This window comes from Bradyrhizobium sp. STM 3561, assembly GCF_045571455.1.
Lineage (GTDB): Bacteria > Pseudomonadota > Alphaproteobacteria > Rhizobiales > Xanthobacteraceae > Bradyrhizobium > Bradyrhizobium vignae.
Genome location: NZ_CP120695.1, coordinates 5,942,271 through 5,965,164, shown reverse-complemented (window position 1 = coordinate 5,965,164; position 22,894 = coordinate 5,942,271). Strand labels below are relative to the sequence as shown.

The window sequence follows — 22,894 nt, the reverse complement described above, 5'->3', positions numbered from 1 at the left end:
CGCCCGGTCAAGCCGGGCGATGACACCGTTTGTTGAATTGGCAGCGGAGCGAGCCTCACTCAGCGCGGCAGATCCGTCTTCCCCATCAGGAACGTATCGATCGACCGGGCGCACAGCCGCCCTTCACGGATCGCCCACACCACCAGCGATTGCCCGCGGCGCATGTCGCCGGCGGAGAACACGTTGGGGCGCGAGGTCTGGTAGTCCAGCGTGTTGGCCTTGACGTTGCCGCGCGGGTCGAACTCGACCGCGAGCAGCTTGAGCAGGCCCTCGTGCACGGGATGGACGAAGCCCATGGCGAGCAGGACGAGCTCGGCGTCGATCTCGAACTCGGTGTCGGCAATCGGCTTGAACTTGTCGTCGACGCGCACGCAGTGCAGCTTCCTGACCTTGCCGTTCTCGCCGGAGAACTTCTGGGTCAGCACGGCATATTCGCGGATCGCGCCTTCGGCCTGGCTGGAGGAGGTGCGCATCTTCAGCGGCCAGTTCGGCCAGGTCAGGCCCTTGTTCTCGCGCTCGGGGGGAGCGGGCATGATCTCGAGCTGGGTCACCGACAGCGCGCCCTGACGCAGCGAGGTGCCTATGCAGTCCGAGCCGGTGTCGCCGCCGCCGATGACGACGACGTGCTTGCCGCCGGCCAGGATCTCCTGGACTCCGCCGAGCGGCTCCCCGGAGACGCGGCGGTTCTGCTGCGGCAGGAAGTCCATGGCGTAGTGGATGCCTTCGAGATCGCGGCCGGGGATCGACAGGTCGCGCGGGGCTTCCGCGCCGCCGGTCAGCGCGACCGCGTCGTACTGGTTGAGCAGCTCGCGCGGATCGACATTGCCGGCTGCGCCGACATGGCTGTTGTAGTGGAAGGTGACGCCTTCGGCTTCCATCTGCGCCACACGGCGGTCGATGATGCGCTTCTCCATCTTGAAGTCGGGGATGCCGTAACGCAGCAGGCCGCCGGCCTTGGCGTACTTCTCATAGACATGCACGTCGTGGCCGGCGCGCGCGAGCTGCTGCGCGCAGGCCATGCCCGCCGGACCCGAGCCGATCACCGCGACCTTCTTGCCGGTCTTGACCGCTGCCACTTCCGGCTTCAGCCAGCCATTGTCCCAGGCGCGGTCGACGATCGCGCATTCGATGGTCTTGATGGTGACGGGGTTGTCGTCGATGTTGAGCGTGCAGGACGCTTCGCACGGCGCCGGACAGATGCGGCCCGTGAACTCAGGAAAGTTGTTGGTCGAATGCAGGTTGCGCGAGGCCTCTTCCCAGTTGCCCTGGTAGACGAGGTCGTTCCAGTCGGGGATCTGGTTGTTGACTGGGCAGCCGGGCGTGCCGGGCGCAACCGAGCCGGTCCCGTGGCAATAGGGAATGCCGCAGTTCATGCAGCGCGCCGCCTGCTCGCGCACCTCCTTCTCGGAGAGCGGAACGACGAATTCCTTGAAATGCTTCAAGCGCTCGGCGACCGGGGTGTACTTGCGATCGTGCCGTTCGATTTCCAGAAAACCCGTGATCTTGCCCATTAAACCCGAAGTCCCTGCCGCTAAGTTTTCTTTTCCGTCGTTCCGGGATGCGCGCGCTGCGCGCACACCCGGAACCTGGAGGTTATCTTTGCGAGATTCCGGGTTCGCGCTTTGCGCCCCGGAATGACGCCAGTTGAGAGTTACGCCCCGATCGCGATTTTCGGCTCGGCGTCCGCATTGGCGGCCAGTTCGCGCAGCGCGCGCCGGTACTCGACCGGCATCACCTTGCGGAACTTGGGCAGCCATTCCTTCCAATTGGCGAGGATCTCGGCGGCACGCTTGGAGCCGGTTGCCTTGGCATGGCGCGTGATCAGCACGTGCAGCCGCTCGACGTCGGAGGCGAGCAGGTTCTTGAACACGTCGACCCGGCCGTGCGCCTCGAGATCGCCGCAGGCGTGATAGGTGTCGGCGTTGATCATCTCCTCCGACAGCACCGGTTCGAGCTCGACCATGCTGAGGTTGCACAGCTTGTCGAAGTCGCCGGCCTCGTCCAGCACATAGGCGATGCCGCCGGACATGCCGGCCGCGAAGTTGCGCCCGGTCTTGCCGAGCACGACCACGATGCCGCCGGTCATGTATTCGCAGCAATGATCGCCCGCGCCCTCGACGACAGCGACCGCGCCCGAGTTACGAACGGCAAAGCGTTCGCCGGCGATGCCGCGGAAGTAGCATTCGCCATCGATCGCCCCGTACATCACGGTGTTGCCGACGATGATGCTCTCTTCCGGCACGATCGCCGAGTTCCGCGGCGGCTTCACGATGATCTTGCCGCCCGAGAGGCCCTTGCCGACATAGTCGTTGCCTTCACCCTCGAGCTCGAAGGTGACGCCATGGGCGAGCCACGCACCGAAGGCCTGGCCCGCGGTACCCTTCAGGCTGACATGGATCGTGTCATGCGGCAGGCCGGCATGGCCGTAGATCTTGGCGACCGCGCCCGACAGCATCGCACCGGCGGAGCGGTTGGTGCTGTTGATCGTGGCCTCGATCTTCACCGGCGCGCCGCGGTCGAGCGCAGGCGTCGCCTGCTCGATCAGCGTGCGGTCGAGCACCGCCTCCAGATGATGGTTCTGGCGCTCGGAGTGATAGATCTTCTGGCCCTTCTCTTCCTTCTGCTTGACGAACAGTTTTGAGAAATCGAGGCCCTTGGCCTTCCAGTGCGCGACCAGCTTGGTCTGATCGAGCAGCTGAACCTGGCCGATCATCTCGTTGAAGGTGCGGAAGCCGAGCGAGGCCATGATCTCGCGGACTTCCTCGGCGACGAAGAAGAAGTAGTTGATCACGTGCTCGGGCTGGCCCGTGAAGCGCTTGCGCAGCACCGGATCCTGCGTCGCGACGCCGACGGGGCAGGTGTTGAGATGGCACTTGCGCATCATGATGCAGCCGGCCGCGATCAGCGGCGCAGTGGCGAAGCCGAATTCGTCGGCCCCGAGCAGCGCGCCGATCACGACGTCACGGCCGGTGCGGAAGCCGCCGTCGACCTGGACCACGATACGGCTGCGCAGCCGCTCGCGCACCAGGGTCTGGTGGGTTTCGGCAAGGCCGATCTCCCACGGCGAACCGGCATGCTTGATCGAGGTCAGCGGCGAGGCGCCAGTGCCGCCCTCGAAGCCCGCGATGGTGACGTGGTCGGCGCGCGCCTTGGCGACGCCCGCGGCGACCGTGCCGACGCCGATCTCGGAGACGAGCTTGACCGAGACGTCGCCCGTCGGGTTGACGTTCTTGAGGTCGTAGATGAGCTGCGCCAGGTCCTCGATCGAGTAGATGTCGTGGTGCGGCGGCGGCGAGATCAGGCCGACGCCCGGCGTCGAGTGCCGGACCCTGGCGATGGTCGCGTCGACCTTGTGGCCGGGCAGCTGGCCGCCTTCGCCGGGCTTGGCGCCCTGCGCCATCTTGATCTGCATCATGTCGGAGTTGACGAGATACTCCGTGGTGACGCCGAAGCGGCCCGAGGCGACCTGCTTGATCGCCGAGCGCATCGAATCGCCGTTCGGCATCGGCTTGAAGCGGTCGGCCTCCTCGCCGCCTTCGCCGGTGTTCGACTTGCCGCCGATCCGGTTCATGGCGATCGCGAGCGTGGTGTGCGCCTCGCGCGAGATCGAACCGAAGCTCATCGCGCCGGTGGCGAAACGCTTGACGATGTCCTTGGCCGGCTCGACCTGGTCGAGCGGGATCGGCTTGCGCTTCTCTTCCTCGGCGTTCTTGATCCGGAACAGGCCGCGCAGCGTCAAAAGACGCTCCGACTGCTCGTTGAGGATTTTTGCGAAGGCGCGGTAGCGCTCCTGCGAATTGCCGCGCGCCGCGTGCTGGAGCAGGGACACCGACTCGGCGGTCCAGGCATGGTCCTCGCCGCGGCTCCGATAGGCATATTCGCCGCCGACATCGAGCGCGCTCTTGTAGACCTGTGCGTCGCCGAACGCGTCGGCATGGCGGCGCACGGCTTCTTCCGCGATCTCGGCAAGGCCGACGCCTTCGACGCGGGTGTGCGTGCCGGCGAAGAACTTGGCGACGAAATCGGCCTTCAGACCGACGGCGTCAAAAATCTGCGCGCCGCAATAGGACTGGTAGGTCGAGATGCCCATCTTGGACATCACCTTGAGCAGGCCCTTGCCGATCGACTTGATGTAGCGCTTGACGATCTCGTAGTCGTCGAGCGAGCCGGGCAGGCGGTCCTTCATCGCGATGATGGTTTCGAACGCGAGATATGGATTGATCGCTTCGGCGCCGTAGCCGGCGAGGCATGCGAAGTGATGCACTTCGCGCGGCTCGCCGGATTCGACGACGAGACCGACCGAGGTGCGCAGTCCGACGCGGATCAGATGATGATGCACGGCGGCGCAGGCCAGCAGCGCCGGGATCGGCACGCGGTCGGTGCCGACCATGCGGTCCGACAGGATGATGATGTTGACGCCCTCGCGCACCGCGCTTTCAGCGCGCGCGCAGAGCTCGTCCAGCACCTGGTCCATGCCGGCTGCGCCGAGACCGGCGTGGAAGGTCGTGTCCAGCGTGCGCGACTTGAAATGCGTGTCGGCGACCTCCGAGATCGAGCGGATCTTTTCCAGGTCCGCGTCGGTCAGGATCGGCTGCCGCGCTTCGAGGCGCTTGGTCGTGGCCATGCCCTGCAGGTCGAACAGGTTCGGCCGCGGTCCGATGATGGAGACGAGGCTCATCACCAGCTCCTCGCGGATCGGGTCGATCGGCGGATTGGTGACCTGCGCGAAGTTCTGCTTGAAATAGGTGAACAGCGGCTTGGCCTTGTCCGACAGCGCCGAGATCGGCGTGTCGTTGCCCATCGAGCCCGCGGCTTCCTCGCCGGTGGCGGCCATCGGCGTCATCAGGATGGCGATGTCTTCCTGGCTGTAGCCGAACGCCTGCTGACGATCGAGCAGCGACAGGTTGGAGCGCACGCCGGTGGTCGGTACCTTCGGCAGGTCTTCGAGCACGATCTGGGTCCGCTCCAGCCACTCCTTGTAGGGATGGCTCGCGGCTAGCGTGGCTTTGATCTCGTCGTCGGGGATCAGGCGGCCCTGCTCGAGATCGACCAGCAGCATCTTGCCGGGCTGCAGGCGCCACTTGGTGATGATCTGGTCCTCGGGGATCGTCAGCACGCCCATCTCGGACGCCATCACGATGCGGTCGTCCTTGGTCACGAGATAGCGCGCCGGCCGCAACCCGTTGCGGTCGAGCGTGGCGCCGATCTGGCGGCCGTCGGTGAAGGCGATCGCGGCGGGGCCGTCCCACGGCTCCATCAGCGCGGCATGATATTCGTAGAAGGCGCGGCGCTTCTCATCCATCAAGGGATTACCGGCCCACGCCTCCGGAATCATCATCATGACGGCGTGCGGCAGCGAGTAGCCGCCCTGCACCAGGAACTCGAGCGCGTTATCGAAGCAGGCGGTGTCCGACTGGCCTTCATAGGAGATCGGCCACAGCCGGTTGATGTCCTTGCCGTACAGCTCGGAGCTCACGGAGGCCTGGCGTGCCGCCATCCAGTTGGTGTTGCCGCGCAGCGTGTTGATCTCGCCATTATGCGCGATCATGCGGTAGGGATGCGCCAGCGACCACGCCGGGAAGGTATTGGTCGAGAAGCGCTGATGCACCAGCGCGAGCGCGCTCTCGAAGTCCTTCTCGTGCAGATCGGGGTAGTACTTGCCGAGCTGGTCGGCGAGGAACATGCCCTTGTAGATCACGGTGCGGCAGGACATCGAGCAAGGGTAATAGCCGGCGAGGCCGCGGTCGCGGCGCTGGTAGATCGCCTGCGAGATCGACTTGCGCAGGATGTAGAGCCGACGCTCGAACTCGTCCTCCGTCTTGGCCGTGCCGTTGCGGCCGATGAACACCTGCATGCAGGCGGGCTCGGTCGGCTTCACGGTGACGCCGAGCGAGGAATTGTCGGTCGGCACGTCGCGCCAGCCGAGCAGGGTCAGGCCCTCTTCCTTGATCTGGTCCGCGATGATGCTCTTGATGACGTTGCGCCAGGCGGTGTCGCGCGGCATGAACAGCGCACCGATGGCGTATTCGCCGGGCGCCGGCAGCGTAAAGCCGAGTTCCTTGGCCTTGCGGCTGAAGAAGGCGTGCGGGATCTGCACCAGGATGCCCGCGCCGTCACCGGCGCGGGGGTCGGCGCCGACCGCACCACGGTGCTCGAGGTTGCAGAGGATGCTCAGCGCATCCGAGACGATCTCGTGCGACTTCTTGCCCTTGATGTTGGCGATGAAGCCGACGCCGCAGGAATCCTTCTCGAGGGCGGGATCGTAGAGACCCTCGGCTTTTGGGCGCGAATTGTGCTCCTGAATCGGGTCGGTCGTTTTCGAGGCGACCGTCGCCGACAGCTCTTCTGCCACGATGTTTGCGCGCTCGAATTGCGACCCGTTCATTGTTCTGTCCTCTCCATGCGGCAAGCTGCCTCACCGCCATCTTCGGCGCACCTTGGGCGTTCCGCGGCACCCGCCTCTGGGTCACCGCTCGTCCGCTGCGAGCCGCATTTTCTTAAATTCAGGCCTAGGCGCTCTTCGTCCCCGAGAACGGCTTTGCCTGGTAGCTTGCCGACGCTCGAGAGCACCGGTTTTCGCTGCAATCCCTGTGCCGGAACCGCCAGCAAAATTGAGACAGTCTTCCTGTCCTAACCATCACCTTGCCAAATTTTTGTCTAGCACACAAGCGTGCGGAAGTCGCGATTCCCGATATGTCAATCAATCGCTTTCCGAAAGTTGCGCAGCCCCGGTTTTGGAGCAAACGCGCCCTGATCCGGCCCTGTGGACGCCGGAATCCCGAATGAAGCTTCGGATCAACCCTTCGGAAGGCGCGCCCCGCCGCAAGAAGCGAAAGAGGGCGGCTACCGGAGGGTCTGACAGGAGCGTCTCGATCATGAAGTTTTTCACAGGATGTGTGGCGGCCGCCGCGCTGGTGCTGGCTGCAAGTGCGGGACACGCCCAGGTTCCCGCGAGCGGTACGGTTGGAGGGGCGGTGATCGCGGTGTCGGATTTCGATGGACCCTTGGCATCGCCGGAGGCCACCCCGCCGCCGCGTTACGGTTACGGCTACGATTACGAGGAACGCGGTCCGGCGCCGGTATTGTTGCCGTCAACGGAGGTTTACGCGGTGCTGCGTGAAAACGGCTTCTCGCCGCTCGGCATTCCGCGCCTGCACGGCAGCGTCTATACCATCGCGGTGATCGACCGCCGCGGCGACGACGGCCGGCTGGTGATCGACGCCCGCGACGGCCGGATCATCCGCTTCATGCCGGCTTCCGATGCTTACGGCATGGCGCCGCCCTATGAGGAGCGGGCGGTCGGCTCTTACGGCCCGCAAACCGCGCTGCCGCCGCCGACCATGATCCGCAGCGGCCCGCCGCGCCCGCCGGCCTCGATCCCGCATGTTGCCAAGCGCGCCGTGCCGCTGCCCAAGGCGGCTGCGCCGCGTGGCGAGGCGCCGGTCGCGGCGGCGAAGCCGGTCGAGCCCACGGCACAGCAGGCGCGGGCGCCGGAGGCTCAACCCGCTCAGGCGCAATCTGCCCAGCAGACCGCGGCCGTACAGGCAAAGGCCGCCGAGGCCGCAGCGCCGACAGTCGCTCAGGCCAAGCCGGGTCCGACGATCCTGCCGACACAGGAGATGCCGGCTGCGCAAGGGCTGGATTAACGAGGTGGTGCGTTGGGGTAATGGGTCCTGGCTCCCGTGCGCAATGGCGCACTAGGCCAGGACGACATTGGAGCAAAACAAAAGGCGCCCGAATAACTCAGGCGCCTTTTGCATTCACGCAATCACCTTAGCTCCGCGGATACCCCGCCGCGTCCAGGATCAAGTTCGCCACCTCCTTCGGATGTGACACCAGCGAGAGGTGGCCGGCATCGAGCTCGATCGTGGTGGCGTTCATGCGCTTGGCGAGGAAGCGCTCGAAATCGGGGTTGATGGTGTAGTCGTTCTTCGACACCGCGTACCAACTCGGCTTGGAGCGCCACGCCGCTTCCGTGGTGCGGCCGGCGAAGATCGAGGCCGCGGTTGGCCATTGCACGGCATAGAGCTCCTTGGCCTGCTCCGGCTTCACGCCATTGGCGAAGTACTTCAGGAAGGCCTCTTCCGAGAGCTTGGTGGCGCCGTCGCGCTCGACGATGCCGGCACGCGCCGGCCCGGTCGGAAACTGCTTCGACAGCGCGACGAAATCCTCGTTCGCGTCGGGCGCGCGTGCGGCGACATAGACGAGGCCGGTGACCTTCGGGTCGGTGCCGACCTGGCTGATCACGGTGCCGCCCCAGGAATGCGCGACCAGCACGGTCGGGCCGTCCTGCGCGGACAGCGCCCGCTTGGTCGCCTCGACGGAATCGGCAAGCGAGGACAGCGGATTCTGCACGGCCGTGACATGCAGGCCTGCAGCCTGCAGGATCGGGATCACCTCAGACCAGCTCGAGCCGTCGGCCCAGGCGCCGTGCACCAGCACGACGTTCTTCGCCTTCACCGTCTGCGGTGTCTGGGCATGAGCAAGGTTGAGGGGAGCCGCCAAGAGGCTCGCGGCGACGAAAAGGCTGCGCCAGAGTGACATGATGTTTCTCCGTCTTGTTTGGGGTCGATGCCCAAAGGACGGCGCGCGAGGCCGCAGCGTTACACCTTCACCGTTCTGTGATGCAGTGCAAAAAACGCCCCGGGGCACCGGGGCGTTTTCGCAACCTGGAAGTCGTTTGGATTGGTCGCCTGGCTTAGGCGGCTTGCGCGGCCGAGTTCTCGATCACCTGCGCCTTCGCGCCGGCATTGATCGCGATCTGGCGCGGCTTCTTGGCCTCGGGAATCTCGCGGACGAGGTCGACGTGAAGCAGCCCATTCTCGAGCGAGGCGTCCTTCACCTGCACGAAGTCGGCAAGCTGGAAGGCGCGCTCGAACGCACGCGCGGCGATGCCGCGGTAAAGCACTTCGGATTTCGAGTTCTCGCCTGCGACTTTCTCGCCCTTGATCGTCAGCGTGTTTTCCTTCGCGACGATGGAGAGCTCATCCTTGGCAAAGCCCGAGACCGCAACGGTGATGCGGTAGGCGTTCTCGCCGGTACGCTCGATGTTGTAAGGGGGGTAGCCGGGGCTGCCGTCCGAGCTGGCCTGGTCGAGCAGGTTGAAGAGACGGTCGAAGCCGACGGTGGAACGATAAAACGGGGTGAGATCGTAGGTACGCATGGTCAAGTCCTCCATTGAGCGACTGTTTAGGTGACCCGCCCGCCATCGGGCCGGGCTTTCGTCTGTGTGCAGCCTGATGTTCCGGTTCCGAAACACTGGTAGCGGCCTGCACGAAGGTGATATGGGTGGAACGAGACGGCGTTCAAGAGGGCGGGATAGGCGCCTTTTCGGCGCTCCCGCCCCTTGATTTCTAGCACTTCCAATCATGACGCTGGTCTCGATCCCGTCCAATCCCGTCCCCGAAAACGTCGTCAGCGGCACCATCAAGACACCCGATGGCGCCGAGCTGCGCTTTGCCCGGTGGGCGCCGCCGGCGAACCGCAAGGGCACCGTCTGCGTCTTCACCGGGCGCAGCGAGCAGATCGAGAAATATTTCGAGACGGTGCGTGACTTGCGCGATCGCGGCTTTGCGGTGGCGATGATCGACTGGCGCGGGCAGGGCCACTCGTCGCGCCGTCTGCGCGATCCGCGCAAGGGCTATGTGCGCGACTTCTCCGATTTCGAGATCGACGTCGAGACCTTCGTGCAGCAGGTGGTGCTGCCGGATTGCCCGCCGCCCTTCTTCGCGCTGGCCCACTCCATGGGCGGCACTGTGCTGCTGCGGGTGGCGCATGCCGGCAAGCGCTGGTTCGACCGCATGGTGCTGTCGGCGCCGATGATCGACCTGCCCGGGCGCACCACCTCGTTTCCGGTGCGTGCGCTGCTCAAGACGATGCGCCTGCTCGGGCAGGGCGGCCGTTACGTTCCCGGCGGCAGCGACCGCCTCACCGGGCTCGATCCCTTCATCAACAATCCCCTGACCAGCGACCCGGTGCGCTATGCGCGCAATGCCGCGATCCTGGAGGAAGACCCGACGCTCGGACTGGCGTCACCGACGGTCGCCTGGGCCGATACCGCCTTCCGCGCGATGCACATTTTCAAGCGCGTGAACTACCCTTCTCAGATCCGCCAACCGATCCTGATGCTGGCGGCGTCCAACGACACCGTGGTTTCGACCGCGGCGATCGAGGAGTTCGCCTATCACTTGCGCGCCGGCTCTCATCTCGTGATCGCCGGCTCCAAGCACGAGATCCTCCAGGAGCAAGACCGCTACCGCTCCCAGTTCTGGGCCGCCTTCGACGCCTTCGTGCCGGGCACGCCGCTGTTCAAGTGAGGATCTTCGTCATGCCGGGCTTGTCCCGGGCATCCACGTTCCTGGTGCCGCAGCAAAGATCGTGGATCGCCGGGACAAGCCCGGCCATGACGACGAGGTCATTCACAGCGTCTTCAGATACTCGATCAGGTCGTAGCGCTCCTGCTCCTTGAGCACGCGGCCGATGGTGCCGTCCTTTCCGGGGCCCGGTGTGCCGTCGAACGAGTGGCCGGCATTGCTGTTGCCGAACAACTCGGTGCCATCAGACGCCCGCGTCGAGAAACGCGACTGCCCGGTCTTGCAGCTCTCACCGTCAGAGACCGCGAAGCCGACCTGCTTCGGATCATAGTCGCGATCACCGCCCATGCAGAACGATTTGGGACGCTCGGCCGCAGGGCTCAGCATCCAGTAGAGCGAGGGCACCGATCCGTTGTGCAGATAAGGCGCGGTGGCCCAGACGCCGTTGAGCGGGCGCGCACGATACCAGGGCCGCGGCTCCTTCTTGTCGGGCGGTTGCGGACCGGGATTGGGGCAGTTCTTGCGCTCACCCCACCAGGCCTGCTGAACCTTCGGGTCGATCTTCGCATCGTCCATCGCCTTGCGGGCGACGATGTCGACGAGCACCATCAGCCCAAGCGAGTACGGCATGTCGGTCGAAGAAACATCCGGCAGATTACAGTTCCACCAGGCATTGAGCTTCTGCGAGGGATCGAGCTTGAGAAAGCCCGGTACCTGAATCGTCCGCGTCTCCAGCACGCTGGCCTGAGCGGGATCGGTCCCCATGCCTTTGACGCTTTTCTGGACCTCGTTCAGGAATTTGTCGGCGCCGATGGTCTCCCAGCGCGACGAGGACCAGATGCTTTGATCCGGAAACTCGGCGTCGAACACGGGATCGTTGACCGGCCCGAGATGGCATTCGGCACAGAGTTGCGCGTACAGCTTGCGGCCGTTCTTGACGCGCTCACCATCGATCTTCCAGGCGTCATCACCGAAGATGTCCGACGGCCATTTCGGCGATGTCAGCCCGGAGAGCTGCTTTTTCGGATAGGGCGGCGACCCCTTCAGCAGATCCTCGATCCAGTTCAGATTCTTGACATCCATCGACGAGCGGAACAGCCTGTCCTTGGGCGTAGTGTCGGACAGATTGAGCAGCGCGGTCACGCCCAGCGCTTCGCCGGCATTGCGGATCAGCGGTTGCTCGATGGACGCGTCATATTGCGCGTATTTGAGCCAGGGTACGGTCCAGATCGGCGGGAAACTGACCGGCGCGTCCTTGGCGTGCAGATTCTTCTCGAAGCCGCTGAGGCCGCTGAGCGCCATGTCCTGGGCGAACACCTGATTGCCGATGCGGTTGAGCGCGTCGAGACGGCCGTATCCTTCCTCCGTGTCCTGCTGTGGCTCTTGCCGCTTCGTCTTCTCGTTGAACCTCGTCTTGCCCTCGATGGTTTTCGCGTAGGTCTTCTCCCAGTCGATCAGGAACGTGCTGATCGCACGCAGCTTCTGCTTCAGCGCATCGCGGTCCGCATCGCTGGCCGAGGCGCCGAGCACGCAATCGGCGAAGCGCGTGAACCGACCCGGGACGTAGAGCGTGTAGGCGATCGACAGGCCGGTCGTGACCTCGAGCTTCCTGAGGTCGGTCATTGCCGGGCCGCCGTCGAAGCGGATGTCGATGCCCTTGTAGTGGATCTGGCCGGTGTGGCAGGCGGCGCAGGTCAGGCCGATCCGGTCCTCGCCGATCTGGCCGGTCGCAGGATCGGGGACGCCCGTCATCCGCGCGAAGCCGACGGGCAGGCCGTCGACGTTTTCGGCCTGGCGACCCCAGTTCACCGGCGGATCCCAGAGCCGCGCCGGCGCCGGCTTGGTCTTGTCATAGACGTTGGCATAGCCGAACCGGCGCAGCGTGGCATCGTCGGTGTCGATCGTCTGCGGGCTCGGGATGAAGCCGAAGCGCTGCAGATGGTCGCTGTCGTGCAGCATGCCGGGCTTTGCGAAGAAATGAAGCCGCGGCTGCTCGAGCGCCATGAACCAGCGGTAGGGCACCGGGAAGGTCGCGGTGCCCTGGCTGGCGTGATGAAACCAGTGCCGGTCCTCCAGCGCCCAGTTCTGCTCGAGCCAGTATGCGGCCCGGGGCTCGACGTGCTCTGGCAATGGCGGCGCCACCAGGTCGCCGAAGATGCCTGGCAGCATCGGCTGGAATTGATCCGGAAAGCGCAGCGCCACGACACCAAAGAGGAGAAGAGCAGCAACGAGTCCGCCGGCAGCGCGCAAGATCAGCGAGGGCGGGGTGACCGGCTGGCTGACGACTCGCTGGGTGATCCTGTCAGGGAATTTGCGCTCGTTGAACAATGTCCTCACGTCGGCCACGCAGAGATAGCGGTCATCACCCTGACCCTTGCCCATGATCTTGAGCAGGATCGGCCATTCGAACTTCATCAGGATCGGGTAGTACCAGCGCGCTTGCTTGCCGGCGCGCTTGAGATTGTCCTTCATGAAGGTCTGGATTTGCGAGGCGTTGAGGCCGGTCTCGGTGCCGCCGCCATCGGGATCGGTATAGGTGCCGCCGAAGCTGGCGAGACGCGCAATCTCGTCCTCGTTGACGCGCCCGTCGACGCCGAGGATGCGCGAGCCGGCACCGAGCTTATCGAGCGGACCGCCGCGCAGCATATCGAGCTGCGCGCCCCAGAAGATGCTCTGCAGGATGTGACAGGCGCCGTTGGCGATCAGCGCGACGCCCCGCACCTGGATGCGGGCCGAAACCTTCTTCAGCCCCGCCTCGCCGCTTGCATTGGCGATGGTCCGTGACAGCGTCCGGAGCGGGACGGTGCCGCCATCGACGAAGCCTTCGCCGACGAGGCCGCGCAGGAACGGACAGGGATTGTTCGGGGAGACCTGGATCGAGGGATCGAAGGGCGGCTTCGAAGCGCGGTCATGCATGGCCCAAATCCTGAAAACGGCGAATCGCAAAAAAGACGCGCCGATCAAGCGCGGAAAGTCCTAACAAACCGACAGCAAGCTATTCTACTTCAGCGTGCAATGAAGTGTGGCTGATTTCACTGTCGTGTCAACACCGCGGGTGCGCGCAGCTTGCCGCGAAGTGCGGGATCGCGACCCGCCCGTCAGGATTCGGCGGCGCGTTTGAGCTGGCCCTGGACCAGGGTCAGCTTGCCGAGCGGCACGCCCGCCTTCAGCAGCCCCTCGCGGTAATGGGCGATGTCCTCGGGCCGCTTCCAGTGGAAATTGCGCAGGTGACGATCGACGTTCAGGGTTGGGTAGTTGCCCATGAGCACGGAGGTAGCCTCGGCCGCCTCGCTGCTCCGGCCCAGTTGCGCCAGCGCCGCGGCGCGGATCGCCAGCGCCTGCATGTGGTTCGGGTTGATGTAGAGCTGCTCGCGGGCCCATGACAGCGTCGCATCATATTGGCGCAGAAGGTAATGACTGAAGGCGTTCAGCGCGGCCCATTGGTAGCGCGGATCGCTGTTGTCGCGCTGCGAGGCCATCGAGAACAGCTCGATCGCTTCGCGGTGCTCGCCGATGATGAAATGGCAGATGCCGAGCACCCCGCGCGCGCCGTTGTCGTAGGGGTTGAGGGCGACCGCGCGCTTGGCGGCGTCCATCGCGGCCTCATAATGGCCTTCCATGCCGTGGGCCCAGGACAGGATCGAGAACGCGAACGAGGACCGCGGGTCGAGCCGGACGCTGGTTTCGGCGAGATGCATCGCCTCGGCCCACATCTCCCGCGTGCCCTTGACCCAGCCGAACTGGATGCTCTGGATCTGGATCGTGGCGAGATAGGCATGCGCGATCGACAGCTTGGGATCGAGCCGGATGGCCTCCCGGAACAGGTCGATGGCGGCGGCGAGATCTTCCTTGGTCTGCCGGTAGTAATGGGACAGTCCCTTGAGGAAGCGATCCCAGGCGCTCACGTCGGTCGAGAGCCGCGCAGGCGCCGAGGCTTCGGCACGAACGATCTCGGTGGCGATGGCGGCGGACAGGTTGGTCGTGATCTCGTCCTGCATCGCGAAGAGGTCGCCGATGTCGCGGTCGTAGCGGCCGGTCCAGAGCTGCTCGCCGGTTTCCGGTGCGATCAGCTCGGCGGTGACGCGGATCTTGGCGCCGGCGCGCCGCACCGAGCCCTGGATCAGATAGGAGGCGTCGATCTCGCGCGCGATCAGGCGCGTGCTCACATTCTTGCCCTTGAAGGCGAAGGTCGAGTTGCGGCTCAGCACGCGATAGAAGGATTGCAGCGACAGCGCGTGGATCAGATCCTCGGTGAGACCGTCGGAGAAATATTCATCCTGAGCGTCGCTGAGATTGGTGAAGGGAAGCACGCCGACGATCGCGGTGCGGTACTGCTGCGAAAGGGCGGATGCTTCCCGCAGCTCGGGCGCGAGCGCCGGCGCGCCCTCGGGCATCCAGGTAAAGACCCCGACCGCATCCTTGATGTTCTTGAAGCGGTGGTCGCCGGCGTCAGTCAACGGCACGGCGAGATGCTTGCTCGCCTCCCGATAGGCCTTGGCCGAGATCGCGAAGCCGCCGGGGCTCGCCACGGATTCGAGGCGGACGGCAATATTGACATCGTCGCCGAAGACCTCGTCCTCGTCGGCGATGACGTCGCCCATATGGATGCCGAGCCGGAATTGCATGGCGCGGTCGGCAGGGAGATGGTGGTTGCGCTCCGCCATCAGCGTCTGCATCGCGATCGCAGCTTCAGTCGCGCCGACGATGGAGGCGAACTCCAGCAGGAAGCCATCGCCGGTGTTCTTCACGACGCGGCCGCCGTGATTGAGGATGATGGGGTGAATCGCGGCGCGATGGGCCTTGAAGGCGGCATGGGTGCCGGCCTCGTCGCTGCCCATCATGCGCGAATAGCCGGCGACATCGGCGCAGACGATGGCAGCCAGACGTCTTTCCATATCCGCAAAGCTCCAGGGGATAGGGGACCGGCCACGACGTGGCAGTCGCCTCGAATCCCGCATTTCAAGAACCCTGCCCTTATAAAGCAGATGTGGCCGAGCGGAAGTATGATCCGCATTGCAAATTCGAGGTAAATCCTCGGCAATCCCGGCGATGGACGGGGACGGGAGAACCGACTAAGCGGAACCTGGACGGGGCGGCGGGAGGCAGCTTGCATGCTGGGTATTCACGAAATCGGGCTTTTCATCCTGTCTGGCGTGCTGCTCAACATCACGCCGGGGCCGGATTCGGTCTATGTGATCGGCCGCAGCATGCAGATGGGCTGGCGGGGCGGCGCCGCTGCCGCCTTCGGCATCAGTTGCGGCTGCTTTGTCCATGTCGCGGGCGCGGCGATCGGGCTTTCGGCCCTGCTGATGGCATCGTCCACCGCGTTCTCGATCCTGAAGCTGGTCGGCGCGGCCTATCTCGTCGTGACCGGGCTTCAGATGCTGTGGTCGCGCCCGATACTGGCCTCAAGCGTCGACGAGCCGGTGCGGAGTTCATTGCGGCGCGTCTTCCTCCAGGGCGTCTTCACCAACGCGCTCAACCCCAAGGTCGCGCTGTTCTTCCTGGCCTTCCTGCCGCAATTCGTCGCAGCCGATGCGCCGCACAAGCCGCTCGCCTTCCTGACGCTCGGCCTGATCTTCATCTTTACGGGCACGCTGTGGTGCCTCGTGCTCGCCGCGTTCGCGGCCAAGGCCGCCAACCGGCTGCGTCGGTCCGAGGGCGCGATCGCCTGGATCAACCGCGCGCTCGGCGGTCTCTTCATCTATCTCGGCATCCGCGTTGCCATGCTGGAGACGCGGTAACTTCCTTCAAGCGAACTCCTTCGCCAGCGCGCTGCCGGCGAGATACAGGCCGAGCAGGATCATCGCGATCAGGAACCAGCGCCGAAACGCTTCGGCCGGCATCCGTGCACGCACTGACTGGCCGATATACATGCCGGCGAAGGCCATCGCCATGGCGATGGCTCCAGGCACGGCATTGGCGGGGGTCAGCAATCCGCCGGCGGTCAGGTTGAACGCGAGCGCGAGCGTCGCGGTGGTGAAGAACACGCCTAGTGCCTGCACCAATTCGTCCTTCTCCATGCCGATCGCCTGCATGAATGGCATCGAGGGGATGACCTGCACGCCGGTCGAGGCCGAGATCACCCCGGTGACGAGGCCGACTACGCCGCCCACCCATTTCTCGTTCTGCGGCGCGACGCGGAAGTGGAATTTGCTCAGACCGATGATGGCGTAAACAACGAGCAGGATGCCGAGCACGATCGTGCCGTAGCGCGCATGGGGGCCGGTCAGCGCGCCGGCATTGAGCCAGCAGCCGACCACGGTGCCGATCATCAGCGGCCACAGCCGCCGCAGGATGTCGCGCAAATACGGGCCGACGAAGGTCTGCCAGATGTTGGTGATGATGGCCGGCACGATCACGATGGCGATGGCGCGGCTCGGGGCCATGCTCACGGCGAGCAGGCCCATGGACACCGTCGGCAGGCCGAGTCCGACCACGCCCTTGACGAATCCGGCGAGCAGGAAGACGGCGGCGATGAGGATGAGCAGCGGGTCGGTCATATCTGCACATTGACCGAAGCCGCGATCAGGCACAATCTGGAGGTTACGGAGAGAGCCTTCGCTTTAGACGAAGGCTTAGGAGAACCGCCATGCGCTTCGACCTCGTCGACCTCCAGCTCTTCATCGCGGTCGCCGACCAGCGCAGCATCACCCGCGGCGCGGAGCGCTCGCACCTGGCGCTGGCCTCGGCCAGCGCGCGCATCAAGGGGCTCGAGGACGCGCTCGGCGTCGCGCTGCTCAAGCGCGGGCGCCGCGGCGTGGAGTTGACCGCGGCCGGTGAGAGCCTGCTCGATCATGCGCGGCTGGTCATCCACCAGATCGACGCCATGCGCGGCGATCTCGCCAGCTATGCGAGCGGCGTGCGCGCCAGCGTGCATTTCCTCGCCAACACGTCGGGCCTGTCGGAGCATCTGCCGAAGGCGCTCGCCGGTTTTCTGCGTGAGCATCGCGATGTCGCCATCGACATCGAGGAGCGCGAGAGCACCGATATCGCGGCGGCGATCACCGCCGGTGCCGCCGATCTCGGCTTTGCCGCCGAGCACGCGCTGCCGGAGCATATCGAACGCTTCCCCTTCAGCGAGGATCGCCTGACGCTGGTGACCTCGCGCCGTGGCCCGTTCGCCGGCCGCCGCCAGATCGATTTCCAGGAGGCGGGGGCTTGCGAGTTCGTCGGGCTCACCAGCGCCACCGCGCTGCAGATGCACATTTCGAAGCACGCCGCGCGGCTCGGCATGCGCCCGCATTTCCGCGCGCGCCTGCGCGATTTCGACGCGATCTGCCAGATGGTCGCCGCCGATGTCGGCGTAGCCCTCGTGCCTGAAGCCGCCGCACGCCGCTGCGCCAAGACCATGCCGCTCGCCATGGTCCGCCTGCGTGACAATTGGGCCAACCGTCGCCTCGTGATCTGCGCGCGAAACTTCAAGGCGCTGGCAAGGCCGGCCAAGATGCTGGTGGAGCATTTGCGGGCGGAGGCGATGTGAGCTCTTCGCTTACCCCCTCCAGGCCACTCCAGGGGAGGGTAAGCACGACTACTTCGCCGTCTCCACGCCCGCGTCCTTGATCACTTTTGCCCACTTGCTGGTCTCGTCGGCGATGAAGCCGCGAAAATGCTCCGGCTCGTCGCCGATCAGCGTCGCGCCCTGTGCGGCAAGCTTCTCCTTCACCGCGGGATCCGCCATGGCCTTGGTCGCGAGAGCATGCAGCGCCGCGACGATCTCCCTCGGCGTGCCCTTGGGCGCCACCATGCCATACCAGTTCTCGACGCGCAGATCGGGAAAACCGGCTTCCGAAAGAGTCGGCACGTCAGGCGCGGTCGGTGCGCGTTCGGCGGAGCCGACCGCGATCGGCTTCAGCGCGCCGGCCTTGACCTGTGGCAGCAGCACCGGCAGGTCGAGGAAGGTCATCTGCACCTGCTGGCCCAGGAGATCGTTCACGGCCGGAGCGGCGCCGCGATAGGGCACGTGCACGACGTCGATCTTTGCCGTCAGTTTGAACAATTCGCCGGCGAGGTGCGGCAGGCTGCCGGGGCCGGAGGAGGCGAAGTTGAGCTTGCCCGGCTGCGCCTTGGCGAGCGCGATCAATTCGCCGATGTCCTTTGCGGGCACGTTGGTGGCCACCACAAGCATTTCCGGCACGGTCGCAACCAGCGTCACCGGTGTGAGATCCGCCTGCGTGTCATAGGCGACCTTCTCCATGCTCGGGCTGATTGCGAGTGCGCCGGCTGAGGAGATCGCGATGGTGTAGCCGTCAGGCGGGGCCTTCGAAACCGCATCGGTGCCGAGCACGCCGCCCTGGCCGCCGCGATTGTCGATCAGTACCGGCTGTCCTGAGAGTTCCGACATGCGCTGCCCGATCACCCGCGCGATGATGTCGTTGGGGCCGCCGGCCGGGAAGGGCACGATCAGCTTGATCGGTTTGGCCGGAAAATTCTGTGCCGATGCCAATGACGGCGGCAGCAGGAACAATCCCAAGAACAATAGAAGCCATTCAACGAGCAGCCTGCGTGAGACGGTCATGCAAGCCCTCCGCGCGCTTGTTATTGGTTCAAAAGCCTCAAGGCTTCTTCGTGAACCCGCGCGTCGCCGGCCGCGATGATGCGGCCGCCGGCCTGGGCCGGCTTGCCTTCCCAGGTGGTGACGACGCCGCCGGCGCCGGTCACGATCGGAATCAGCGCTGCGATGTCATAGGACTTCAGCTCGGTCTCGACCACGAGGTCGACGTGCCCGGCCGCGAGCATGCAATAGGAGTAGCAATCGCCGCCATAGCGCGACAGCCGCGCGCCGCGCTCGATGCGGCCGAAGATGGCGCGGTCGCTCTCGTTCATGAGCAGCGGGCTGGTGGTGTAGGTCGTGGCTTCCGACAGCGAAGCGCAGCGGCGGACCTGGAGCCGGCGCTCGCCGGAGGGCCCTTTGTAATGGGCCGAGCCATTGTCGCCGGAAAAACGCTCGCCGATGAAGGGCTGGTGCATCATGCCGAATACCGGCGTGCCCTTGTGCAAGAGCGCGATCAGCGTGCCCCAGATCGGAAAACCGCCGATGAAGGATTTGGTGCCGTCGATGGGGTCGAGCACCCAGACGTAGTCGGCGTCCTCGCGCTCGTTGCCGAATTCCTCGCCGACGATGCCGTGCTGGGGAAAGTCGGCCTTGATCAGCCGCCGCATCACGGCCTCGGCGGCGCGGTCGGCCTCCGTCACCGGGTCGAAATCCTTGGTCTTGCTCTTGTCGTCGATCGACAGCGAGGTGCGGAAGAACGGCAGGATGGTTTCGCCGGAGACGGTGGCGAGCCGTCCGATGAAGGCGGAGAAGTCGATCACCGTCACAGGCCGAATCCTCGAAGCGAAGGTTGGATGAACGCGCCTCCTGCCTAGCTCAATTCGCCTGCCGCGTGCAGCGCTGTCTTGATTTTGCTCCCTGGTATTTTGGATGCCGAGCACGCTGCCTCATCCCAGTCATCTCCTGGCCAAATATCGATCACAGAGTTGAAAACTTAGTTCCGCACTTGCCTTGTTTGTATGCAAATGACTATCAACCCATTGAATTTCCTTATCAAAGAAACTGAATCTGGGTTTCTCTGGAAGCAACTGAGCCATGTGAGAATTGCATGGGAAACCGCTCAAAAGCCCTTGCACTTTGTGCGGCGCGGTCGCATATTGTTGCGGTGCGGTAGCGCTTGGCGTTACCGCTGCCCTCCTTGGGCGTTTCCTCCCTAGACTTGGGCCGCTTCTTCATCAGAAGCGGCCCTTTTTTCTTGGCGCCTCTGCTTTCATTTCAAGGCGCGCAAGCTTGCAAAGCGAAGACGCCATCGCGCCATTCGCAGACAATATCATTGGACGGAGAAGAGCCGGGACCTATTCCGCCGCGGCCTGGAACGGGCCGAGATCGGCGAACGGAATCGTGGTTGCCAGTACGTCGGCGAGAACGCCGAAGTCGGAGGCCACTTGTGCAAAGCGCGCGCTCCGCTCGCGCCGCCGCTCGTCCATGTAGATCGCGCGATTGAGCTCGAGCTGTACGGCGTGCAGGCCGCTTGCGGGATTGCCGTAATGTTCGGTGATGAAACCGCCGGCATAGGGCTTGTTGCGGCCGATCGAATAGCCGAGCCCTGACAAGGTCTCCTCGACGCGATCGGGAAGCAGCGGCGTACAGCTCGTGCCGTAGCGATCGCCGATCACGATGTCGGGCCGGCGCGGCTCGTCCCTGCTGACGCCGACCGAAGGCATCGAGTGGCAGTCGACCAGCACCACGGTGCCGAACATCTGGTGCACCTTGTTGATGAGCCGGCGCAGCGCACGATGATAGGGCTTGTAGAGCATCTCGATCCGCCCCAGCGCGTCGTCGACCAGGATGCGGTCGCGATAGATCTCCTGGCCATCGCCGACCACGCGCGGAATGGTGCCGAGGCCGCCCGCGACCCGCATCGACCGGGTGTTGGCGAAGCTCGGCAGCCGTCCGGCGAACATGCGGGGATCGAGCTCATAGGGCTCGCGGTTGACGTCGACATAGGAGCGCGGAAAGTTGACCCGCACCGTCGGAAAGCCGCGCTCGCTCAAATGGCCGATCAGCTCGTCCATGAACGAGTCTTCCGAGCGCCGCAGCGTCGGCAGGTCGATCCGTGACGCCGCCAGGAATTCGTCCGGATAGGTCGAGCCGGAATGGGGCGAGTTGAAGATGATAGGCGCGCGCCATTCGGCGGGCTCGAAGATCTCGAAGGCTGGACACATGTCGCCGTCAAACCGGGTCATCTTCTCAGGCTTCGTCCCTTCGCGCCGGGATCTGGCAGGGACCAGATCGCATCGATTCGGCCGGTCGAGCGGCTCTTATGTGTCGTCATTGTCCGGAATCGCAACCATTCTGCCAAGCGAAAAGATGCGAAGAGCGCTGGAACACGTCTTAACCGTGCAGCTATCGCGGCGGCGATCAGTCGATTCGGCTCGATTGATTCGGAGCCCATTCCGGTTCACAAAGAGCCGGCAGCGCAGCCGGCCCAAGGTAAAGATTTTCACCCCAAATTTACCCTCTGTCGGGCTTAGTGACCTCTGCTGATATCCTCTGGGGATTCGACGTTTCCTGCCATGCCAAAGATCCTGCTCGCCGAAGACGACAACGACATGCGCCGTTTCCTGGTCAAGGCGCTGGAAAACGCCGGTTTTCAGGTCTCGTCCCACGACAACGGCATGGCCGCCTATCAGCGGTTGCGGGAAGAGCCGTTCGAGATGCTGCTCACCGACATCGTGATGCCGGAGATGGACGGGATCGAGCTCGCCCGCCGCGCCTCGGAACTCGACCCCGACATCAAGATCATGTTCATCACCGGCTTCGCGGCGGTCGCCCTGAACTCGGATTCGGACGCCCCCAAGAACGCCAAGGTGCTGTCCAAGCCCGTGCACCTGCGCGAATTGGTCAGTGAAGTGAACAAGATGCTGGCGGCCTAAACCGGCCCCCTTCCGTCCTTGCGCCGGGTCCCCTGAGCCGTTATAGGGACCCCACCGATGAAATGACTTCTAGGGCACGTAGCTCAGCGGGAGAGCACTACCTTGACATGGTAGGGGTCACAGGTTCGATCCCTGTCGTGCCCACCATCCTTCGCTCGCGAAGCGAGAGAAGGATGCCACGCCGAAGCCCAAAGGGCGCAGGCGGGCTGCCGCCGCGAGCTTCGGCTCGGCAAGCCACCCAAATCTCGACGTAAGCGTGTCCGGCGTCGCTCGCAGAGCGAAGACGGACTGGTGCCGCCAGCTTGGTTTCCTGGAACGCCCCGAGACCCCCGGCATTGTACCGCCATGCCGAAGCCCTCCACAAAATCCTTCAAGCGCGGGGATCACGTCAGCTGGAATTCCGAGGCCGGCCGGGTACGCGGCCATATCCTGCGCGTCCACACCGGGGATGTCGACTACAAGGGACACACTCACCATGCGAGCCCGGACGATCCGCAATACGAGATCAAGAGCGACACGACCGACCACGTCGCCCTGCACAAGGGCCGGGCGTTGCGGTTGCTGCGAAGCTGAGCGGCACAGCGGGAGTCGACGAGCTGCCCATGGCCCATCCCTTCTTCACCATCGGCCATGCCAGACGCTCGATCGAGGAATTCGTCGAATTGTTGCAGGGCACCTCGATCAGCTTCGTCGCCGACGTTCGCACCGTGCCCCGCTCGCGGACCAACCCGCAGTATAATCGCGAGACGCTGCCGCAATCGTTGGCGGCTGTTTCGATCGGCTATGAGCACATCGCCGCTCTCGGCGGCCTGCGCAGCCGCACGCGCGAGGTGCCGCGCGAGACCAATGCGTTCTGGCAGAACGGCAGCTTTCACAATTACGCTGACCACGCCATGAGCGCGGCCTTTCGCGACGGCCTCGCTCATTTGCGCGAGCTCGGGCGTACCCGGCGCTGCGCCATCATGTGCGCGGAAACATTGTGGTGGCGATGCCACCGGCGGATCATCACGGACTACTTGCTCGCAGCCGGCGAGACCGTGTTTCACATTCTCGGACCCGGGCAGGTCGAACAGGCAGAAATGAATCCGGCGGCGCGGCTCGTGGCTGACGGCCGCCTGGCCTACCCGGCTGAGAATTAGCCAATCCTCGCC

Annotated in this window: 17 protein-coding genes and 1 tRNA gene; 8 read left to right on the top strand and 10 right to left on the bottom strand. The window is 64.8% G+C overall.

All coding sequences use genetic code 11. The features are described from left to right. Positions 1 to 59 precede the first annotated feature (59 nt). Positions 60 to 1,511: a glutamate synthase subunit beta gene (locus P6U28_RS28280; RefSeq protein ID WP_122400863.1), complete on the bottom strand. Its 1,452-nt coding sequence runs from the start codon at positions 1,509 to 1,511 to the stop codon at positions 60 to 62. A 140-nt stretch (positions 1,512 to 1,651) separates the two neighbouring features. Continuing rightward, positions 1,652 to 6,385 carry a glutamate synthase large subunit gene (gene gltB, locus P6U28_RS28275; protein ID WP_407120290.1) on the bottom strand — a complete coding sequence of 1,578 codons (4,734 nt, stop codon included), beginning with the start codon at positions 6,383 to 6,385 and terminating at the stop codon, positions 1,652 to 1,654. A gap of 490 nt (positions 6,386 to 6,875) precedes the next feature. On the opposite strand from gltB, the gene P6U28_RS28270 reads away from it, so the two are divergent. After that, a complete protein-coding gene (locus P6U28_RS28270) occupies positions 6,876 to 7,646 on the top strand; it encodes a hypothetical protein (protein WP_162500107.1) in 771 nt (256 codons plus the stop codon). A 127-nt stretch (positions 7,647 to 7,773) separates the two neighbouring features. Here P6U28_RS28270 and P6U28_RS28265 read toward each other — a convergent pair whose 3' ends face one another. Beyond that, entirely contained in the window at positions 7,774 to 8,544 is a 771-nt protein-coding gene (locus P6U28_RS28265; RefSeq protein ID WP_122400866.1) for an alpha/beta fold hydrolase, read from the bottom strand. A 154-nt stretch (positions 8,545 to 8,698) separates the two neighbouring features. Continuing rightward, a complete protein-coding gene (locus P6U28_RS28260) occupies positions 8,699 to 9,163 on the bottom strand; it encodes an Hsp20 family protein (RefSeq protein WP_162500108.1) in 465 nt (154 codons plus the stop codon). 205 nt (positions 9,164 to 9,368) lie between these two features. Here P6U28_RS28260 and P6U28_RS28255 point away from each other — a divergent pair, with 205 nt between their 5' ends. After that, entirely contained in the window at positions 9,369 to 10,316 is a 948-nt protein-coding gene (locus tag P6U28_RS28255; protein WP_122400868.1) for an alpha/beta fold hydrolase, read from the top strand. Positions 10,317 to 10,418: 102 nt separating this feature from the next. On the opposite strand, the gene P6U28_RS28250 is transcribed toward P6U28_RS28255, so the two are convergent. Both P6U28_RS28250 and P6U28_RS28245 read right to left on the bottom strand, forming a co-directional pair. Continuing rightward, the gene (locus P6U28_RS28250; RefSeq protein ID WP_209294649.1) at positions 10,419 to 13,229 is read right to left on the bottom strand and encodes a di-heme-cytochrome C peroxidase; all 2,811 of its coding nucleotides are present in this window, start codon (positions 13,227 to 13,229) and stop codon (positions 10,419 to 10,421) included. A 182-nt stretch (positions 13,230 to 13,411) separates the two neighbouring features. Then, positions 13,412 to 15,208, bottom strand: a complete 1,797-nt coding sequence (locus P6U28_RS28245; protein ID WP_162500109.1) for an adenylate/guanylate cyclase domain-containing protein — start codon at positions 15,206 to 15,208, stop codon at positions 13,412 to 13,414. Positions 15,209 to 15,424: 216 nt separating this feature from the next. On the opposite strand from P6U28_RS28245, the gene P6U28_RS28240 reads away from it, so the two are divergent. Beyond that, the gene (locus tag P6U28_RS28240) at positions 15,425 to 16,057 is read left to right on the top strand and encodes a LysE family translocator (protein ID WP_209294650.1); all 633 of its coding nucleotides are present in this window, start codon (positions 15,425 to 15,427) and stop codon (positions 16,055 to 16,057) included. 6 nt (positions 16,058 to 16,063) lie between these two features. On the opposite strand, the gene P6U28_RS28235 is transcribed toward P6U28_RS28240, so the two are convergent. Continuing rightward, on the bottom strand, positions 16,064 to 16,816 hold the full coding sequence (locus tag P6U28_RS28235) for a sulfite exporter TauE/SafE family protein (RefSeq protein ID WP_209294651.1): 753 nt from the start codon (positions 16,814 to 16,816) through the stop codon (positions 16,064 to 16,066). A gap of 89 nt (positions 16,817 to 16,905) precedes the next feature. Between P6U28_RS28235 and P6U28_RS28230 the strand changes: the two genes are divergently transcribed. Beyond that, positions 16,906 to 17,796 carry a LysR substrate-binding domain-containing protein gene (locus P6U28_RS28230; protein WP_122400873.1) on the top strand — a complete coding sequence of 297 codons (891 nt, stop codon included), beginning with the start codon at positions 16,906 to 16,908 and terminating at the stop codon, positions 17,794 to 17,796. Between the two features lie 48 nt (positions 17,797 to 17,844). On the opposite strand, the gene P6U28_RS28225 is transcribed toward P6U28_RS28230, so the two are convergent. The 3 genes from P6U28_RS28225 to P6U28_RS28215 all read right to left on the bottom strand — a co-directional run bounded on the left by P6U28_RS28225 (position 17,845) and on the right by P6U28_RS28215 (position 21,053). Beyond that, positions 17,845 to 18,831 carry a tripartite tricarboxylate transporter substrate binding protein gene (locus P6U28_RS28225; protein WP_209294652.1) on the bottom strand — a complete coding sequence of 329 codons (987 nt, stop codon included), beginning with the start codon at positions 18,829 to 18,831 and terminating at the stop codon, positions 17,845 to 17,847. Between the two features lie 20 nt (positions 18,832 to 18,851). Then, complete coding sequence (gene hisN, locus P6U28_RS28220) at positions 18,852 to 19,634, bottom strand: histidinol-phosphatase (protein WP_407120289.1); 783 nt, start codon at positions 19,632 to 19,634, stop codon at positions 18,852 to 18,854. A gap of 528 nt (positions 19,635 to 20,162) precedes the next feature. Then, on the bottom strand, positions 20,163 to 21,053 hold the full coding sequence (locus tag P6U28_RS28215) for an N-formylglutamate amidohydrolase (RefSeq protein WP_209294653.1): 891 nt from the start codon (positions 21,051 to 21,053) through the stop codon (positions 20,163 to 20,165). Between the two features lie 330 nt (positions 21,054 to 21,383). On the opposite strand from P6U28_RS28215, the gene cpdR reads away from it, so the two are divergent. From cpdR to P6U28_RS28195, 4 genes are all read left to right on the top strand, one after another. Beyond that, positions 21,384 to 21,743 (top strand): cell cycle two-component system response regulator CpdR, encoded by a 360-nt coding sequence (gene cpdR / locus P6U28_RS28210; RefSeq protein WP_007597092.1) that lies wholly within the window; start codon positions 21,384 to 21,386, stop codon positions 21,741 to 21,743. A 72-nt stretch (positions 21,744 to 21,815) separates the two neighbouring features. Next, a tRNA-Val gene (locus tag P6U28_RS28205) sits at positions 21,816 to 21,890 on the top strand. 198 nt (positions 21,891 to 22,088) lie between these two features. After that, positions 22,089 to 22,316, top strand: a complete 228-nt coding sequence (locus P6U28_RS28200) for a DUF2945 domain-containing protein (RefSeq protein WP_122400878.1) — start codon at positions 22,089 to 22,091, stop codon at positions 22,314 to 22,316. 29 nt (positions 22,317 to 22,345) lie between these two features. Further along, positions 22,346 to 22,882 (top strand): DUF488 family protein, encoded by a 537-nt coding sequence (locus tag P6U28_RS28195; protein WP_209294654.1) that lies wholly within the window; start codon positions 22,346 to 22,348, stop codon positions 22,880 to 22,882. The last annotated feature ends 12 nt before the right edge of the window (positions 22,883 to 22,894 follow it).

What these genes read in the sequence shown, in the direction of transcription:
- P6U28_RS28255 (WP_122400868.1), top strand. Translation starts at nt 9,369, where the DNA reads ATGACGCTGGTCTCGATCCCGTCCAATCCCGTCCCCGAAAACGTCGTC.
- P6U28_RS28215 (WP_209294653.1), bottom strand. Translation starts at nt 21,053, where the DNA reads ATGACCCGGTTTGACGGCGACATGTGTCCAGCCTTCGAGATCTTCGAG.
- P6U28_RS28265 (WP_122400866.1), bottom strand. Translation starts at nt 8,544, where the DNA reads ATGTCACTCTGGCGCAGCCTTTTCGTCGCCGCGAGCCTCTTGGCGGCT.
- P6U28_RS28225 (WP_209294652.1), bottom strand. Translation starts at nt 18,831, where the DNA reads ATGACCGTCTCACGCAGGCTGCTCGTTGAATGGCTTCTATTGTTCTTG.
- P6U28_RS28250 (WP_209294649.1), bottom strand. Translation starts at nt 13,229, where the DNA reads ATGCATGACCGCGCTTCGAAGCCGCCCTTCGATCCCTCGATCCAGGTC.
- P6U28_RS28245 (WP_162500109.1), bottom strand. Translation starts at nt 15,208, where the DNA reads ATGGAAAGACGTCTGGCTGCCATCGTCTGCGCCGATGTCGCCGGCTAT.
- P6U28_RS28235 (WP_209294651.1), bottom strand. Translation starts at nt 16,816, where the DNA reads ATGACCGACCCGCTGCTCATCCTCATCGCCGCCGTCTTCCTGCTCGCC.
- cpdR (WP_007597092.1), top strand. Translation starts at nt 21,384, where the DNA reads ATGCCAAAGATCCTGCTCGCCGAAGACGACAACGACATGCGCCGTTTC.
- P6U28_RS28260 (WP_162500108.1), bottom strand. Translation starts at nt 9,163, where the DNA reads ATGCGTACCTACGATCTCACCCCGTTTTATCGTTCCACCGTCGGCTTC.
- P6U28_RS28270 (WP_162500107.1), top strand. Translation starts at nt 6,876, where the DNA reads ATGAAGTTTTTCACAGGATGTGTGGCGGCCGCCGCGCTGGTGCTGGCT.
- P6U28_RS28230 (WP_122400873.1), top strand. Translation starts at nt 16,906, where the DNA reads ATGCGCTTCGACCTCGTCGACCTCCAGCTCTTCATCGCGGTCGCCGAC.
- P6U28_RS28280 (WP_122400863.1), bottom strand. Translation starts at nt 1,511, where the DNA reads ATGGGCAAGATCACGGGTTTTCTGGAAATCGAACGGCACGATCGCAAG.
- P6U28_RS28200 (WP_122400878.1), top strand. Translation starts at nt 22,089, where the DNA reads ATGCCGAAGCCCTCCACAAAATCCTTCAAGCGCGGGGATCACGTCAGC.
- P6U28_RS28240 (WP_209294650.1), top strand. Translation starts at nt 15,425, where the DNA reads ATGCTGGGTATTCACGAAATCGGGCTTTTCATCCTGTCTGGCGTGCTG.
- P6U28_RS28195 (WP_209294654.1), top strand. Translation starts at nt 22,346, where the DNA reads ATGGCCCATCCCTTCTTCACCATCGGCCATGCCAGACGCTCGATCGAG.
- gltB (WP_407120290.1), bottom strand. Translation starts at nt 6,385, where the DNA reads ATGAACGGGTCGCAATTCGAGCGCGCAAACATCGTGGCAGAAGAGCTG.